A 13,389-nucleotide genomic window follows, 5' to 3' on the forward strand; every position below is an offset into this window, starting at 1 on the left:
GCATCCAGCGTCGCTCCATCGCAAAATCTAAACACTCGCTTGCGCTATCCGGGAAGGTGATACCTGTTCGATAAGCCAGCTCTGAAATGCTGAAGCCGTGGGGTTGTCGCTTTTTCCCTCAGGCAGCACGACATAGTAGTTGTTATTCGTGGTGATGGGCCGCGGAACGACGATGGCGAGCTTTCCGGATCGCAGCTCTTCCTCGATCAGATAGCGTGGCAGGAGCGCGAAACCCATTCCCGCGATCGCGGCCTCGATGATCATGTTGAATTGGTCGAAACGGCTTCCGTGGAAAGCGTTCGCCCCTTCAAGACCGTCCAATTCGAACCATTCGCTCCACTGCTTCGGCCGTGTCGCCAGATGAAGAAGTGGTGCGCCCGCCGGATCGGAACTCTCCAGTATCGGCCAGCTAGACATGAGGTCGGGGCTTCCCACAGGCAGGACCACCTCGCTGCACAGGTAGGTGCAGATCCCGTGGGCCCAGATAGGCTGCCCGTAATGGATGGCCACGTCAAAACGGTCGACCGAGAAATCGAACGGCTCTGACCGAGAGGCGACGTTGACGACGGTTCCCGGATGTCTCTCGAGGAAGTCCGGCAGCCTGCGCGTCAGCCATCGTGCGCCGAAGGTCGGAAGCGTGGCGACAGACAGGACCCTCTTGCCGTCGGCGGCAGCCATCGCGCGGAGAACCATTTCCTCGGTCTGTCCCATCAGACGGATGACTTCCGGCAGGAGGGACTGGCCGACGGCGGACAAAACCACCCGCTGGCGTATCCTCTCGAAGAGCGGCACGCCAAGCTGATCTTCCAACGCGCGGATCTGCCTGCTCACAGCGCTCTGCGTGAGATTCAGCTCGGCCGCCGCCAAAGTGAAGTTTCCGTGCCGGGCCGCGCATTCGAAAGCCTGCAGCACCGACAGGTCGGGGATCATTGTCCGGTTAAGTTTCATTCCAAATTCGCATCAAGTTATCATGAAAGATCGCGATACAGCGTCTCAGCGTCAAGTTACGATGAAAATTGAGAATGATCTATATGCACTGAGCTGCGAGCCGCAAAAGCGATGACGCAATCCGACTTCATTACCTCCGACTCTATCCGATCAGACTTCTCCGCGGCCATGTCTGCGATGTACCGCGACGAGGTGCCTGCATACGGCACGCTCATGAGGCTGGTCGCTCGGGTGAACGAGGAGGTGTTGGCGGCCGATCCCGAAATGAGGGAACGGCTCGCGGTCACGGACTCCCTCGAGCGCATTTCCGAGGAACGGCACGGCGCGATCCGATTGGGTACCGCCCAGGAACTTTCGACGATGCGTCGTGTCTTCGCCGTGATGGGCATGCATCCGGTCGGCTATTACGACCTCTCCACCGCGGGCGTCCCCGTGCATTCGACGGCGTTCCGGCCCGTTGGCGACGCCAGACTTAAGATCAACCCTTTCCGCGTGTTCACCTCGCTGCTCCGCCTCGACCTCATCAAGGACGAGGTTCTGCGCAACGAGGCCGCCGACGTCCTGTCGAAGCGGAAAATATTCACCGATGGCGCGCTTGCTCTGGTCGAGAAGGCGGAACGACAGGGAGGCCTGGACCGACAGGACGCCGAGCGTTTTGTCGAAGAGGTGCTCCAGACTTTCAGGTGGCACGACAAGGCGATCGTCAGCGCCGACATGTACGAGCGGCTTCACAACGCCCATCGGCTGATCGCCGACGTCGTCTCGTTCAAGGGCCCCCACATCAATCATCTGACGCCGCGCACGCTGGACATAGACCAGGTTCAGGAGCGCATGCCGGGCGAAGGCATCGCGCCGAAAGCCATCGTTGAAGGGCCGCCGGCCCGCCGATGCCCGATCCTGCTGCGCCAGACATCGTTCAAGGCCCTCGAGGAAGCGGTGTCGTTCCGTGACGCTGGCGGCAGCTGGCGGTCCGGCTCGCATACGGCCCGGTTCGGCGAGATCGAACAGCGCGGCATCGCTCTGACGCCCAAAGGCCGCGCCCTCTACGACCGTCTGCTCAACGAAGCACGCCAGCGCTGCAGGCCCGCGGCAGACGGCTCGAACACTTCCGAATACGAGGCGGCTTTGGCGGAGGCATTCAGAGCGTTCCCGGATGATTGGAACGCGATCCGCAGGCACGGCCTGGGCTACTTCACCTATTCGTTGACGGCAGAGGGCCAGCGCCGCAAGAGGATCGACATGGACCTCGAAGCCGCCATCGATGCGGGCCTCGTGCGGTTCGACCCGATCGTCTACGAGGATTTCCTCCCGGTCAGTGCCGCCGGCATCTTCCAGTCCAATCTCGGAGACGACGCCACGCAGGAGTTCGTCGCGAGTCCGAACCAGAAGATGTTCGAACGCGAACTCGGTGCAACCGTGCTGGACGAGTTCACGCATTACGCGGGTATCATGCGCGCCTCGCTGGACCGCTGTCTTCGCCATGGAGGCTTCGCTGCGGCGGCGGCCGAGTAATGAGCCGTATGCTTGACACGAACCACATCGCTGCTCTGCGCGAGCTCATCGGCGACCATGCGGTTTTGACCGAAGCGGCCGACATGGCCGCTTACGAAACCGGAGCACGCTACGACAAGGGACGCGCAGCATTCGTCGCGCGCCCCGCGTCGACCGAACAGGTATCGGCGGTTGTCGCCTACTGCGTACGCCACGGCATCCGTCTCGTTCCCCAGTCCGGCAACACGGGCCTGGTGTCCGGGTCGACGCCCGATGTCAGCGGGACCCAGGGCGTGCTGAGCCTCGATCGTCTCACCGGGATCTTCGATCTGGACGTGGCTAACCGGTCCGTGAGGGTGGCTGCGGGACAGAGGCTTTCGGAGCTCAACGCGCGTTTGGAAAACTCAGGGCTTTGCTTTCCAATCGACCTCGGCGCGGATCCTCGCATCGGCGGCATGATCGCCACCAACACTGGTGGCTCCCGGTTCCTTCGGTACGGCGATGTCCGGCGCAACACGCTCGGCCTCAAGGTCGTCCTCGCGGATGCCGAGGGGACCATTCTCGACCTTGCGTCGGACCTGAGGAAGAACAACACCGGGGTCGATCTCAAGCAGCTCTTCATCGGGACATCCGGTTCCTTCGGGGTGATCACCGAATGCGTGCTGAATCTGGAGGCCGTGCCGCGGCAGACCGCGACGGCGCTTCTCGTGCCTTCGTCGCCCGACCAGGTTTCCGATCTGTTGATAGCCATGGAGGCTTCGCTCGGGACTTATCTGTCGGCTTTCGAAGGCATGTCCGGTAATGCGGTCCGCGCGGCCCTCGATCACGTGCCCTCGCTCCGCAACCCCTTCCAGGACGCAGCGGTACCCGACTTCATGATCCTCGTGGAGATCTCGCGGTCGAATGCTCTCCGCACGGGCGAGCAGAGTCTGGACGAGGTCCTTGAGGCCGTTCTCGCGGAGATCTGGGAGGGCCAACTGATCGCCGACGCGTTCGTCGGTCCGCCGCATGAAATCTGGGCAATGCGCCACGCGCTCTCCGATGGCGTGAAGCATCGTGGCCGACTGATCGCGTTCGACCTTTCCTTCCGCCGCGGCGACGTCATGCAGTTCCTCGAGCGGATGAAGGCCGAGCTGCCCGCGAAGTTCGCGGATGTGACGATCTGCGACTTCGGCCACATCGGCGACGGCGGCGTCCATTTCAATCTCGTAGTGCCAAAGCATGACGTCCGGATGTCGGACGGCATATTCGAGAACAGCCTCAGGACGTGGGTCTTCGACATCGCGGTCCAAGAATTCGGCGGCAGCTACAGCGCCGAACACGCGGTAGGCCCGAAGAACCAAGCCTTCTATGACCGGTACACACCACCGGAAATCCGCAAACTGGCCGCAGGGCTGAGGGTGGTCACGTCGGCGGGCGCGCTGGGGTCGGTGAAGTTTTGAGAATGACGCGGCACTGCCGCGGCGAACACACGGAAAGGTGCGGAAGCAATCATGACAAAGACCGTCGACGTGAAACAGGAAACTGCGCGCCTCTTGGACAAGCTGGGCGTCTCCCGCGAGGTCTGGTCCGGGGGCGACATGCCGACCTATAGCCCGGTTTCGGGTGAGCAGGTCGGCGCGCTGAAGACCGTGTCGGCCGCCGACGCCGCGCAGGCCATCGAAGCCGCGCACGAAGCCTTCAAGAGCTGGCGGCTCGTTCCCGCGCCGAAGCGCGGCGAACTTGTCCGCCTGCTCGGAGACGAGCTCCGGGCTGCCAAGGAGGACCTCGGCCGCCTCGTTTCGATCGAGGCGGGCAAGATCACGTCGGAAGGGCTCGGCGAGGTCCAGGAAATGATCGACATCTGCGATTTCGCCGTCGGCCTGTCGCGACAGCTCTACGGCCTGACCATCGCCACCGAGCGGCCTGGCCACCGGATGATGGAGACTTGGCATCCGCTGGGCGTGGTGGGTGTGATCTCGGCGTTCAATTTTCCGGTTGCCGTATGGTCATGGAATGCGGCCCTTGCGCTGGTCTGCGGCAACCCTGTGGTCTGGAAACCTTCGGAGAAAACGTCGCTGACTGCCCTTGCATCGCAGGCGATCCTCGAACGCGCGATCGCGCGCTTCGGCGAAGCTCCGGCGAACCTCTCCCAGGTTCTTGTCGGCGACCGCCCCATAGGCGAGATCCTCGTTGATCACCCGAATGTGGCGCTGGTTTCCGCAACCGGGTCGACCCGCATGGGCAGAGAGGTTGGGCCCCGCCTGGCGCAGCGCTTCGCACGCTCTATCCTTGAGCTCGGCGGCAACAACGCTGGCATCGTATGCCCGTCAGCCGATCTCGACATGGCGCTCCGCGCGATAACGTTCGGGGCCATGGGTACGGCCGGACAGCGCTGCACGACGCTGCGCCGCCTGTTCGTGCATGAGAGTGTCTACGATAAGCTGGTTCCGCGGCTGACGAAGGCCTACCAGAGCGTCTCGGTGGGCAACCCCTTGGAAACGTCTGCCCTCGTCGGTCCTCTGATCGATAAGCAAGCGTTCGAAAACATGCAGAAGGCGCTCGCTTCGGCGAAGGCCGAAGGCGGTTCGGTGACCGGGGGCAACCGTGTCTGCGATGCCGGCAGGGATAGCGCCTATTACGTGCGGCCCGCGATCGTCGAGATGCCGAAGCAGTCCGGACCGGTGCTCGATGAAACGTTCGCGCCGATCCTGTACGTTATGAAGTATTTCGATTTTGACCGGGTCATCGCGGAACACAATGCGGTAACCGCCGGCCTCTCATCCTCGATCTTCAAGCTCAACATGCAGGAAGCCGAACGCTTCCTCTCCGCCGACGGCTCGGACTGCGGGATCGCCAATGTCAATATCGGCACCTCGGGAGCCGAAATAGGCGGCGCGTTCGGCGGCGAAAAGGAGACGGGCGGCGGCCGCGAGTCCGGCTCCGACGCCTGGAAGGCGTACATGCGGCGCGCGACCAACACCGTGAACTACTCCAGGACGCTGCCGCTCGCCCAGGGCGTCTCCTTCGACATCGAGTGACGCCATGACGATCGATGCTGGAATAGAAGAGCCTCCGTTCCGATCCGCGTCCCGCATCGCCACCATCGGCGTGTCCAAAATCCTCGCCATCGGCGCACGTGCAGCCGCCCTGAAGCGGGAAGGCCGACCGGTGATCATCCTCGGCGCGGGCGAGCCCGATTTCGACACGCCCGACAATGTGAAGAAGGCTGCGAAGGCAGCCATTGACCGAGGGGAGACCAAGTACACGGCGCTCGACGGCTCCCCGGCACTCAAGAAGGCCGTGGCGGACAAGTTCCGCCGCGAAAACCGCGTCGATTACGCGCTCGACGAAATCACCGTCGCCGCGGGGGCCAAGCAGATACTGTTCAATGCGTTCATGGCCAGCGTCGATCCGGGCGATGAGGTGATCATCCCGACGCCCTATTGGACCTCCTATTCCGACATCGTCGAAATCTGCGGTGGCGTCCCCGTTCTCGTGCCTTGTGAGGTGGAGGCGGGGTTCAGGCTCAAGGCGGATCAGTTGGAGAAGTCCATCACGCCAAAGACCCGTTGGTTGCTTTTGAATTCGCCTTCCAATCCCTCCGGCGCGGCCTACAGCGCGTCGGACTATCGGCCGCTGACGGAGGTGCTGCTTCGCCGTCCGCATGTCTGCCTGATGGTGGACGACATGTACGAGCACATCGTCTATGACGGCTTCGAGTTCGTCACACCCGTCGCGCTGGAGCCCGGGCTGAAACCGAGGACGCTCACGGTCAACGGCGTCTCCAAGGCATATGCCATGACAGGTTGGCGCATCGGCTACGCAGGCGGGCCGAGGACATTGATCAAGGCGATGGCAGTCATCCAGAGCCAGGCGACTTCCTGCCCATCCTCGGTCAGTCAAGCAGCGTCGGTCGAGGCGCTCAACGGGCCGCAGGTATTCCTGAAGGAGCGGCAGGAGAGTTTCAAACGCCGCCGAGACCTCGTGGTGCCCGCGCTTTCTATGCCTTCGCCGGGTGCGGCGGCTTGATCGGCAAAAGCATGCCGGACGGCAGAAGGATCGAAACCGATGAGGATTTCACCCACTATCTCCTTGAGAAGGCGGACGTCGCCGTCGTCCCTGGCTCCGCCTTCGGTCTTTCTCCCTACTTCCGGATTTCCTATGCGACGTCGGAAGATGAACTCAGCGAAGCTCTGAGCCGGATAGCGAGGGCTTGCGTCGCCTTGAAATGAATAGGGGGCTCGACTGTTCCCCTTTGAAAGATAAGCCATGAACCCGGAACAAAACTCGATACTGTGGCGTGCCAACTGCCGCGAGCAGAGCGACGCGAGCCCTCTTGACCGCGATCTCACGGTGGACCTCGTCGTCATCGGAGGCGGGTTCACAGGCTCGTCCGCCGCGCTAGCCGCTGCCGAAAGAGGCGCGTCTGTCTGCGTGCTCGAGGCGGAGATCGTGGGACACGGAGGCTCGGGTCGGAACGTGGGACTGGTCAACGCCGGACTCTGGCTGCGGCCCGATACTGTCATCGAGCAGATGGGCGAGCAGGCGGGCCGTCGCCTGATCGATGTCCTCGCCGACGCTCCGAGACGAGTTTTCGAGATCATCGAGCGCGAAGGGATCGATTGCGAGGCGACGCGGCACGGCACGCTGCATCTTGCGCATTCCCAGTCCGGATTTCGCGACCTCGAAGAGAGGCACCGCCAGGGAGTGAAGTTCGGAGCGCCGCTCGAACTCCTCGATGCCGCGGAGACGGCCCGGCGTACTGGGACGAACGCCTACCATGGTTCGCTCTTCGATCCGCGAGCCGGAACCATCCAGCCGTTCGCGTACTGCAGGGGACTAGCCCGGGCAGCCAAGGCGAAGGGGGCCAGGGTGCATGCCAGATCACCCGTCACGTCCATCAGCCGAAAGGCAGGCAGCTGGATCGTCGAGGCCAACGGCCGCACCGTGACGGCGAGAGCTTTGCTTCTCGCGACAAACGCCTACCAGACGGCCATTGAGACCCCGTTCGCACCGCAATACACGCCGGTCAGCTATTGCCAATTCGCGACGGTTCCGATGCCGGAGGCCGCGCGCCGCGAAATCCTGCCTGGCGGGGAGGGCTGTTGGGATACGGCATTGGTCATGTCCTCTTTCCGTATCGACAGGGCCGGAAGGATGATCCTAGGCGGCATCGGCAACGCGCAGGGACCGGGCGGGGCAATCCATCACTCATGGGCCAGGCGCAAGCTTCGCGCGCTCTTCCCCTCGATTGGCGACTTGGCGTTCGACTTTGAATGGCGCGGCAGGATCGCAATGACCGACGACCATATTCCGAAAATCGTCGCCTTTGGGCCCAACGCCTACACCTGCTTCGGTTATTCAGGACGCGGCATTGGCCCCGGAACCGTCTTCGGGACGCAGGCAGCGATCGCGCTCCTCGAGGGAAATCCCGACCCCCTCCCGATCCTGCCCATCGAGCGTTATTCCGAGCGATTCAGCGCGGCGAAGGCCATGTACTATGAATTTGGGGCGATGGTTAATCATCTAGTTTAGTTTAGCCATGGCGCGCGGTAACGGGCGGCAATGGCGGCGATTAGGCGGGTTTGACCTAGAGTGCGACCCCACATAGCAGTCGGTCCCCTCTCGGCCCCTTCCACCCATTCACAATGCCCGCCGGAGCCGCGGAACGCAGCCAGGGCTATTGACGTCGAAAACACACAGCGCGCCTTTCCAAGTTTGTCCCGCCCGAGCCGCCGCAAAGGCGAGCAAGGCGCACCGTACAGGCCCCGCCCTGTTACCCGGGCGGGGTTTAACGTCGTCAAGCAAGCGTGGCCAGTTCTTGCCCGATGATGTTCCTTGTCTCGCGCGTTTCAGCTCGAAAACGCTCGAGCTCGTGAACGTCCCGCCAATCTGCAGCCGCGAGACCCGTCTAGGGTAGGGGCACAGCTACCCGCTATTCGGGGATCAACCGCACGACTTGACAAAATCCGCATGGCATAGGATTAGTAAAGCGATTTACTAAAGCGCTTTACAAGACGCTGCTGAAAAGGGGAACGGCATGAGCGACAAGACTGCCAGCCTGAAGGATGTCGCCGGGGCAGCCGGCGTTTCGGTGGCGACCGTCTCGCGCCTGCTCAACGGCTCGCTCACTCTTCCCGAAGAGACCCGCAAGCGCATCGAGGACGCAATCCGCGACCTCAACTACAGGCCCAACCCGCATGCGCGTCGCCTCAGCCGCGGCCGCTCGGACACAATTGGCCTGGTCGTGCCCGACATCGCCAATCCGTTCTTCGCCACCTTCGTTGCCGCGGTCGAGGCGGAAGCCGACAGCCGCAACCTCGCAGTCTCGCTCTTCGCTACGCTCAATCGAACCGGCCGCGAGGTCGCGTATCTGGAACTGATCGAGCGCAAGCATGTGGACGGGCTGATCTTCGTCACCAACCATGCCGACGACGGTCAACTCGCTACCCACATCAACCAGGTCGGCAAGGTCGTCATCGCCGACGAAGACGTGCCGGGTGCGGATGTGCCGAAACTGTTCTGTGACAACGAACAGGGCGGCTACCTCGCCGGGCGCCACCTCGCGGCACACGGACATCGCGAAGTGCTATTCGTCGGCAGCCCGCAGGAGATGATCAGCGGGCTCCGCCGCTTCGACGGCCTGCGCCGTGCGCTCCGCGAGCATTGGGGCGAGGACATCGTGCCGGCGAGCTATCGCGGGAACTACACGGTCGAGTTCGGCCGTGAGGCCGCCCGCCGCTTCATCGCCGAGGGAATGCCGAGCACCGCGATCTTCGCCACGTCGGACGAGATCACCATCGGCATCATCGAGGTCTTCCGGGAAGAGGGCATCTCGGTTCCCGGCAAGGTCTCCATTGTCGGGTTCGACGACGTCGCGCCCTTCCATCTCTTCGCGCCGTCGGTGACGGCCGTGCGCCAGCCCGTTCGGGACATCGGCAGACGGTCGCTGGCGCTCCTTCTCGAAACGAACTGGCAGGATCTCGCGTCGCCGGCGCCGCAGGAACTGATGCCAGTCGAGATCGTGGTGCGGGAATCTGTTGCCCCGCCTGCGAAACGTTAAGCCGGCAATGGAAGAAAACTTCACAGAGGAGAATCGAATATGACCTTGACCACAACTCGCAGAACCTTCGCTGCGGCCCTTGGCTTCACCGCGCTCGGCATCTTTGCCGGCACGGTTTCGCCCGCCGTCGCGCAAGACCAGAAGACCTACGCTCTGGTCCAGATCAACCAGCAAGCCCTGTTCTTCAACCAGATCAACCAAGGCGCACAGAAGGCCGCGGACGCCGCCGGCGCCAAGCTGGTCATCTTCAACGCCAACAACGACGCCGCCGCCCAAAACAGTGCCATAGAGACCTACATTCAGCAGAAGGTGAACGGCCTCATCGTCGTGGCCATCGACGTCAACGGCATCATGGCGGCGGTCAACCAGGCTGCGGACGCCAAGATCCCGGTGGTGGCGATCGACGCCATCCTGCCTAAGGGTCCGCAGAAGGCGCAGATCGGTGTCGACAACGCCAAGGCCGGTGCCGACATGGGTGCGCATTTCCTCGACTATGTTAAGGCCAATATGGGCGGCAAGGCCAAGATCGGCATCGTCGGCGCCCTCAACTCCTACATCCAGAACGTGCGCCAGAAAGGCTTCCAGGATGCGATCAAGGGCAAGGACGGCATCGAAACGATAGCTGTGGTCGACGGCCAGAACGTGCAAGACACCGCGCTTGCCGCCGCCGAGAATCTGATCACCGGCAATCCCGACATGAACGCCATCTACGCCACCGGCGAACCGGCGCTGCTCGGTGCTATCGCCGCCGTGGAGAGCCAGGGCAAGCAGGACCAGATCAAGATCTTCGGCTGGGATCTGACCGCCCAGGCGATCTCGGGCATCGACAAGGGCTACGTCACGGCCGTCGTGCAGCAGGATCCTGCCGGCATGGGCGAGGCCGCCGTCAAAGCGCTCGACACCATCACCAAGGGCGGCAGTGTGGACAAGAACGTCGCAGTGCCGGTGACAATCGTCACCAAGGACAATGTCGAGCCATACCGGGCCGTCTTCAAATGAGCGAACACCAGGCCGTAATGTCTGCCGCCGCCGGGGGGACTTCCCCCCGGCCTGCAGGCGAGCCCGCCGACGGCGCGGCGCCACGCGTTTCACTGCGCGGCATCGTCAAGACCTTCGGCTCGCACCAGGCACTCCGCGGTGTCGATCTCGACCTCTATCCGGGTGAGTGTCTCGGTCTCGTCGGCGACAACGCCGCAGGCAAGTCGACGCTGACCAAGATCATATCCGGCACCTATATTCCCGATGGCGGCACTATCGCGATCGAAGGTCGGCCGGTGGTGCTGTCCGGTCCGGCAGACGCGCGTGCCCGCAACATCGAGATGGTGTTTCAGGACCTTTCCCTGTGCGACCATATCGACGTGATAGGCAACCTCTTCCTTGGGCGAGAGCGCACCAAGGGGCCATTCCTCGACCACCAGGCCATGCTCGAAGGCGCACGCCACATGCTGGAGGCCCTGGAGATCCGCATTCCCCGCCTCACGGCCAAGGTGGAGAAGCTGTCTGGCGGCCAGCGGCAGGCCATTGCCATCGCCCGCGCCGCGGCCTTCAACCCGAAGGTGCTGATCATGGACGAGCCCACCTCGGCGCTCGCCGTGGCGGAAGTCGAAGCAGTGCTGGCGCTGATCAACCGCGTCAAGGCACGCGGCGTTTCGGTTATCCTGATCACCCATCGTCTCCAGGACCTGTTTCGCGTCTGTGACCGCATCGCCGTCATGTATGAAGGCACCAAGGTTGCCGAGCGTCGCATCGGTGAAACGGACCTCGAAGACATCGTCAAGCTCATCGTCGGAGAAGGCGCACACCAATGACCGTCTACACCGAAAGGGCGAAAGGCTCGCCATGGGCCGACTTCCTGGCTGAGAACGCTCAGATCCTCTCCATCGCGATCTTCTTCTTCGCGTGCATCGCCTTCTTTACCGTCGGCACGAACACCTTCCTCACCATTGGCAACATTCTCAACATTCTGCGGCAGGCAGCCCCTATCTTGATCGTCGCCGTAGCGATGACCTTCGTCATCATCACAGCTGGCATCGACCTGTCGGTCGGCTCGCAGGTGGCATTGGTCAATGCGCTGGCTGCCATCCTGATGGCCGCCGGCCTGCCCTGGCCCGTTGTACTGCTGGCCATGCTGGTGCTCGGCGTGCTGACGGGGCTCGGCCAAGGCTGGTTCGTGGCCTATCAAGACGTGCCAGCCTTCATCGTCACGCTCGCCGGCCTTTCCATCCTGCGCGGGCTGGCACTTTACCTCACCCAGGGCTATTCAATCCCGATTGAGAACGCTCCGGGCTTCCTCATGCTGGGCCGCGGCGAAATCGCCGGCATCCCGGTTCCCGCGCTCATCGCCGTGGTTGTCGCCATCGTTGGCTATGTCACGATCCGCTCGACCCGCTACGGCCGGCAGGTGGTGGCGGTCGGCTCCAATATGGAGGCGGCGCGTCGCGTCGGCATGCCGGCGCGCTGGGTCATCGCCTCGGTCTACATGATCTCGGGCATTTCCTGCGCCGTCGCCGGCCTTCTCATCGCCGCTCGTCTCGGCTCGGGCTCGTCCAACGCGGCCGTGGGGTTCGAGCTGCAGGTGATTGCAGCCGTCGTTCTCGGCGGCACCTCGCTGATGGGCGGGCGCGGCACCATTCTGGGTACCCTGCTCGGCACGCTCACCATCGCCGTGATCGGCAATGGCCTCATCCTGATGCACATTTCGCCCTTCTTCACCCAGATCGTCACCGGCGCCATCATCCTGATCGCCATCTGGCTGAACACCCGCATCTTCAATGCCAAGTTCCGGCTGCCAGGTAAAGCGGGAGGCAATGCGAAATGACGGCGGCCCCGCTCTCCGAGGCACATGTCCGCTCAGGTAAGGTGATGACGGTGGCCGGGCCGGTCGCCGCCGCCGACCTCGGCTTGACGCTCATGCACGAGCACGTGCTGAACGATTGTCTGTGCTGGTGGCACAGGCCGAAGGAGCCCGAGCGGCAATATCTGGCCGGCGGCTTCGTGTGCATGGAGATCCTTTCGGAGCTGCGGCAGGACCCCTTCGTCAACCGCCACAATATCACGCTGGACGACGAGGCGCTGGCGGTGAAGGAACTGAAGCAGTTCGCCGCCGTCGGCGGGCGCACCCTGGTCGAGCCCACCTGCCAGGGCATCGGCCGCGATCCGCTGGCCTTGCGCCGAGTCTCGGCGGCGAGCGGGCTCAACATCGTTATGGGCGCCGGCTACTACCTTGCATCCTCCCACCCGGCCAAGATGGCGTCGATGTCAGCCGACGACATCGCCGCCGAGATCGTACGCGAGGCGGTGGACGGCGTTGAGGGTACCGGCGTGAGGATCGGATTGATCGGCGAGATCGGCGTTTCCGCCGACTTCACAAAAAGCGAAGAGAAATCGCTGCGCGGTGCCGCCCGCGCCCAGCGGCTGACCGGGTTGCCGCTGATGGTCCATCTGCCCGGCTGGTTCCGTTTTGGCCACAAGGTGCTCGATATCGTTGAGGGGGAGGGGGCGGAGCTGCGCCACACGGTGCTGTGCCACATGAACCCGTCGCACGACGATTTCGCCTATCAGTCGTCGTTGGCCGCGCGCGGTGCCTTCATCGAATATGACATGATCGGCATGGACTTCTTCTACGCCGACCAGCAGGTGCAGTGCCCGAGCGACGACGAGGCGGCGCGCGGCATCGTGCGCTTGATCGATGCCGGTTATCTGGATCGCATCCTCGTCTCGCATGACGTGTTCCTGAAGATGATGCTCACCCATTACGGCGGCAACGGCTATGCCTACGTGCCGAAGCACTTCCTGCCGCGCCTGAGGCGACACGGCGTGGCGGAGGCCGCGCTCAAGCGGCTCATGCATGACAATCCGCGCTCGGTCTTCGACGCGACGGGCTGACGCTGGAAGGCCCCAATTTC

10 protein-coding genes and 1 pseudogene are annotated in these 13,389 nt (G+C 63.2%); 10 read left to right on the forward strand and 1 reads right to left on the reverse strand.

The window, feature by feature from the left end; all coding sequences use genetic code 11:
• Nucleotides 1-27 precede the first annotated feature (27 nt).
• Entirely contained in the window at nucleotides 28-948 is a 921-nt protein-coding gene (locus RFN28_RS15455) for a LysR family transcriptional regulator (protein WP_320288186.1), read from the reverse strand.
• A gap of 111 nt (nucleotides 949-1,059) precedes the next feature.
• On the opposite strand from RFN28_RS15455, the gene hglS reads away from it, so the two are divergent.
• The 10 genes and pseudogenes from hglS to RFN28_RS15505 all read left to right on the forward strand — a co-directional run bounded on the left by hglS (nucleotide 1,060) and on the right by RFN28_RS15505 (nucleotide 13,369).
• The gene (gene hglS, locus RFN28_RS15460) at nucleotides 1,060-2,460 is read left to right on the forward strand and encodes a 2-oxoadipate dioxygenase/decarboxylase HglS (protein ID WP_320288187.1); all 1,401 of its coding nucleotides are present in this window, start codon (nucleotides 1,060-1,062) and stop codon (nucleotides 2,458-2,460) included.
• A gap of 8 nt (nucleotides 2,461-2,468) precedes the next feature.
• Nucleotides 2,469-3,881, forward strand: a complete 1,413-nt coding sequence (locus tag RFN28_RS15465) for an FAD-binding oxidoreductase (RefSeq protein WP_320288225.1) — start codon at nucleotides 2,469-2,471, stop codon at nucleotides 3,879-3,881.
• A 51-nt stretch (nucleotides 3,882-3,932) separates the two neighbouring features.
• Complete coding sequence (amaB, locus tag RFN28_RS15470; RefSeq protein WP_320288188.1) at nucleotides 3,933-5,459, forward strand: L-piperidine-6-carboxylate dehydrogenase; 1,527 nt, start codon at nucleotides 3,933-3,935, stop codon at nucleotides 5,457-5,459.
• 4 nt (nucleotides 5,460-5,463) lie between these two features.
• A pseudogene (locus RFN28_RS15475) lies at nucleotides 5,464-6,653 on the forward strand (pyridoxal phosphate-dependent aminotransferase).
• Nucleotides 6,654-6,690: 37 nt separating this feature from the next.
• On the forward strand, nucleotides 6,691-7,956 hold the full coding sequence (locus RFN28_RS15480; protein ID WP_320288189.1) for an NAD(P)/FAD-dependent oxidoreductase: 1,266 nt from the start codon (nucleotides 6,691-6,693) through the stop codon (nucleotides 7,954-7,956).
• 505 nt (nucleotides 7,957-8,461) lie between these two features.
• A complete protein-coding gene (locus RFN28_RS15485; protein ID WP_320288190.1) occupies nucleotides 8,462-9,484 on the forward strand; it encodes a LacI family DNA-binding transcriptional regulator in 1,023 nt (340 codons plus the stop codon).
• 39 nt (nucleotides 9,485-9,523) lie between these two features.
• Complete coding sequence (locus tag RFN28_RS15490) at nucleotides 9,524-10,483, forward strand: substrate-binding domain-containing protein (protein WP_320288191.1); 960 nt, start codon at nucleotides 9,524-9,526, stop codon at nucleotides 10,481-10,483.
• A gap of 17 nt (nucleotides 10,484-10,500) precedes the next feature.
• The gene (locus RFN28_RS15495; protein ID WP_320288226.1) at nucleotides 10,501-11,292 is read left to right on the forward strand and encodes an ATP-binding cassette domain-containing protein; all 792 of its coding nucleotides are present in this window, start codon (nucleotides 10,501-10,503) and stop codon (nucleotides 11,290-11,292) included.
• On the forward strand, nucleotides 11,289-12,302 hold the full coding sequence (locus RFN28_RS15500) for an ABC transporter permease (RefSeq protein WP_320288192.1): 1,014 nt from the start codon (nucleotides 11,289-11,291) through the stop codon (nucleotides 12,300-12,302). Before RFN28_RS15495 ends, RFN28_RS15500 begins: the two co-directional genes overlap by 4 nt.
• Nucleotides 12,299-13,369, forward strand: coding sequence for a phosphotriesterase family protein (locus tag RFN28_RS15505; protein ID WP_320288193.1), 1,071 nt, complete (start codon nucleotides 12,299-12,301; stop codon nucleotides 13,367-13,369). The genes RFN28_RS15500 and RFN28_RS15505 overlap by 4 nt, the downstream gene beginning before the upstream one ends.
• Nucleotides 13,370-13,389: the final 20 nt, after the last annotated feature.

This window comes from Mesorhizobium album (assembly GCF_033977205.1).
Lineage (GTDB): Bacteria > Pseudomonadota > Alphaproteobacteria > Rhizobiales > Rhizobiaceae > Mesorhizobium > Mesorhizobium album.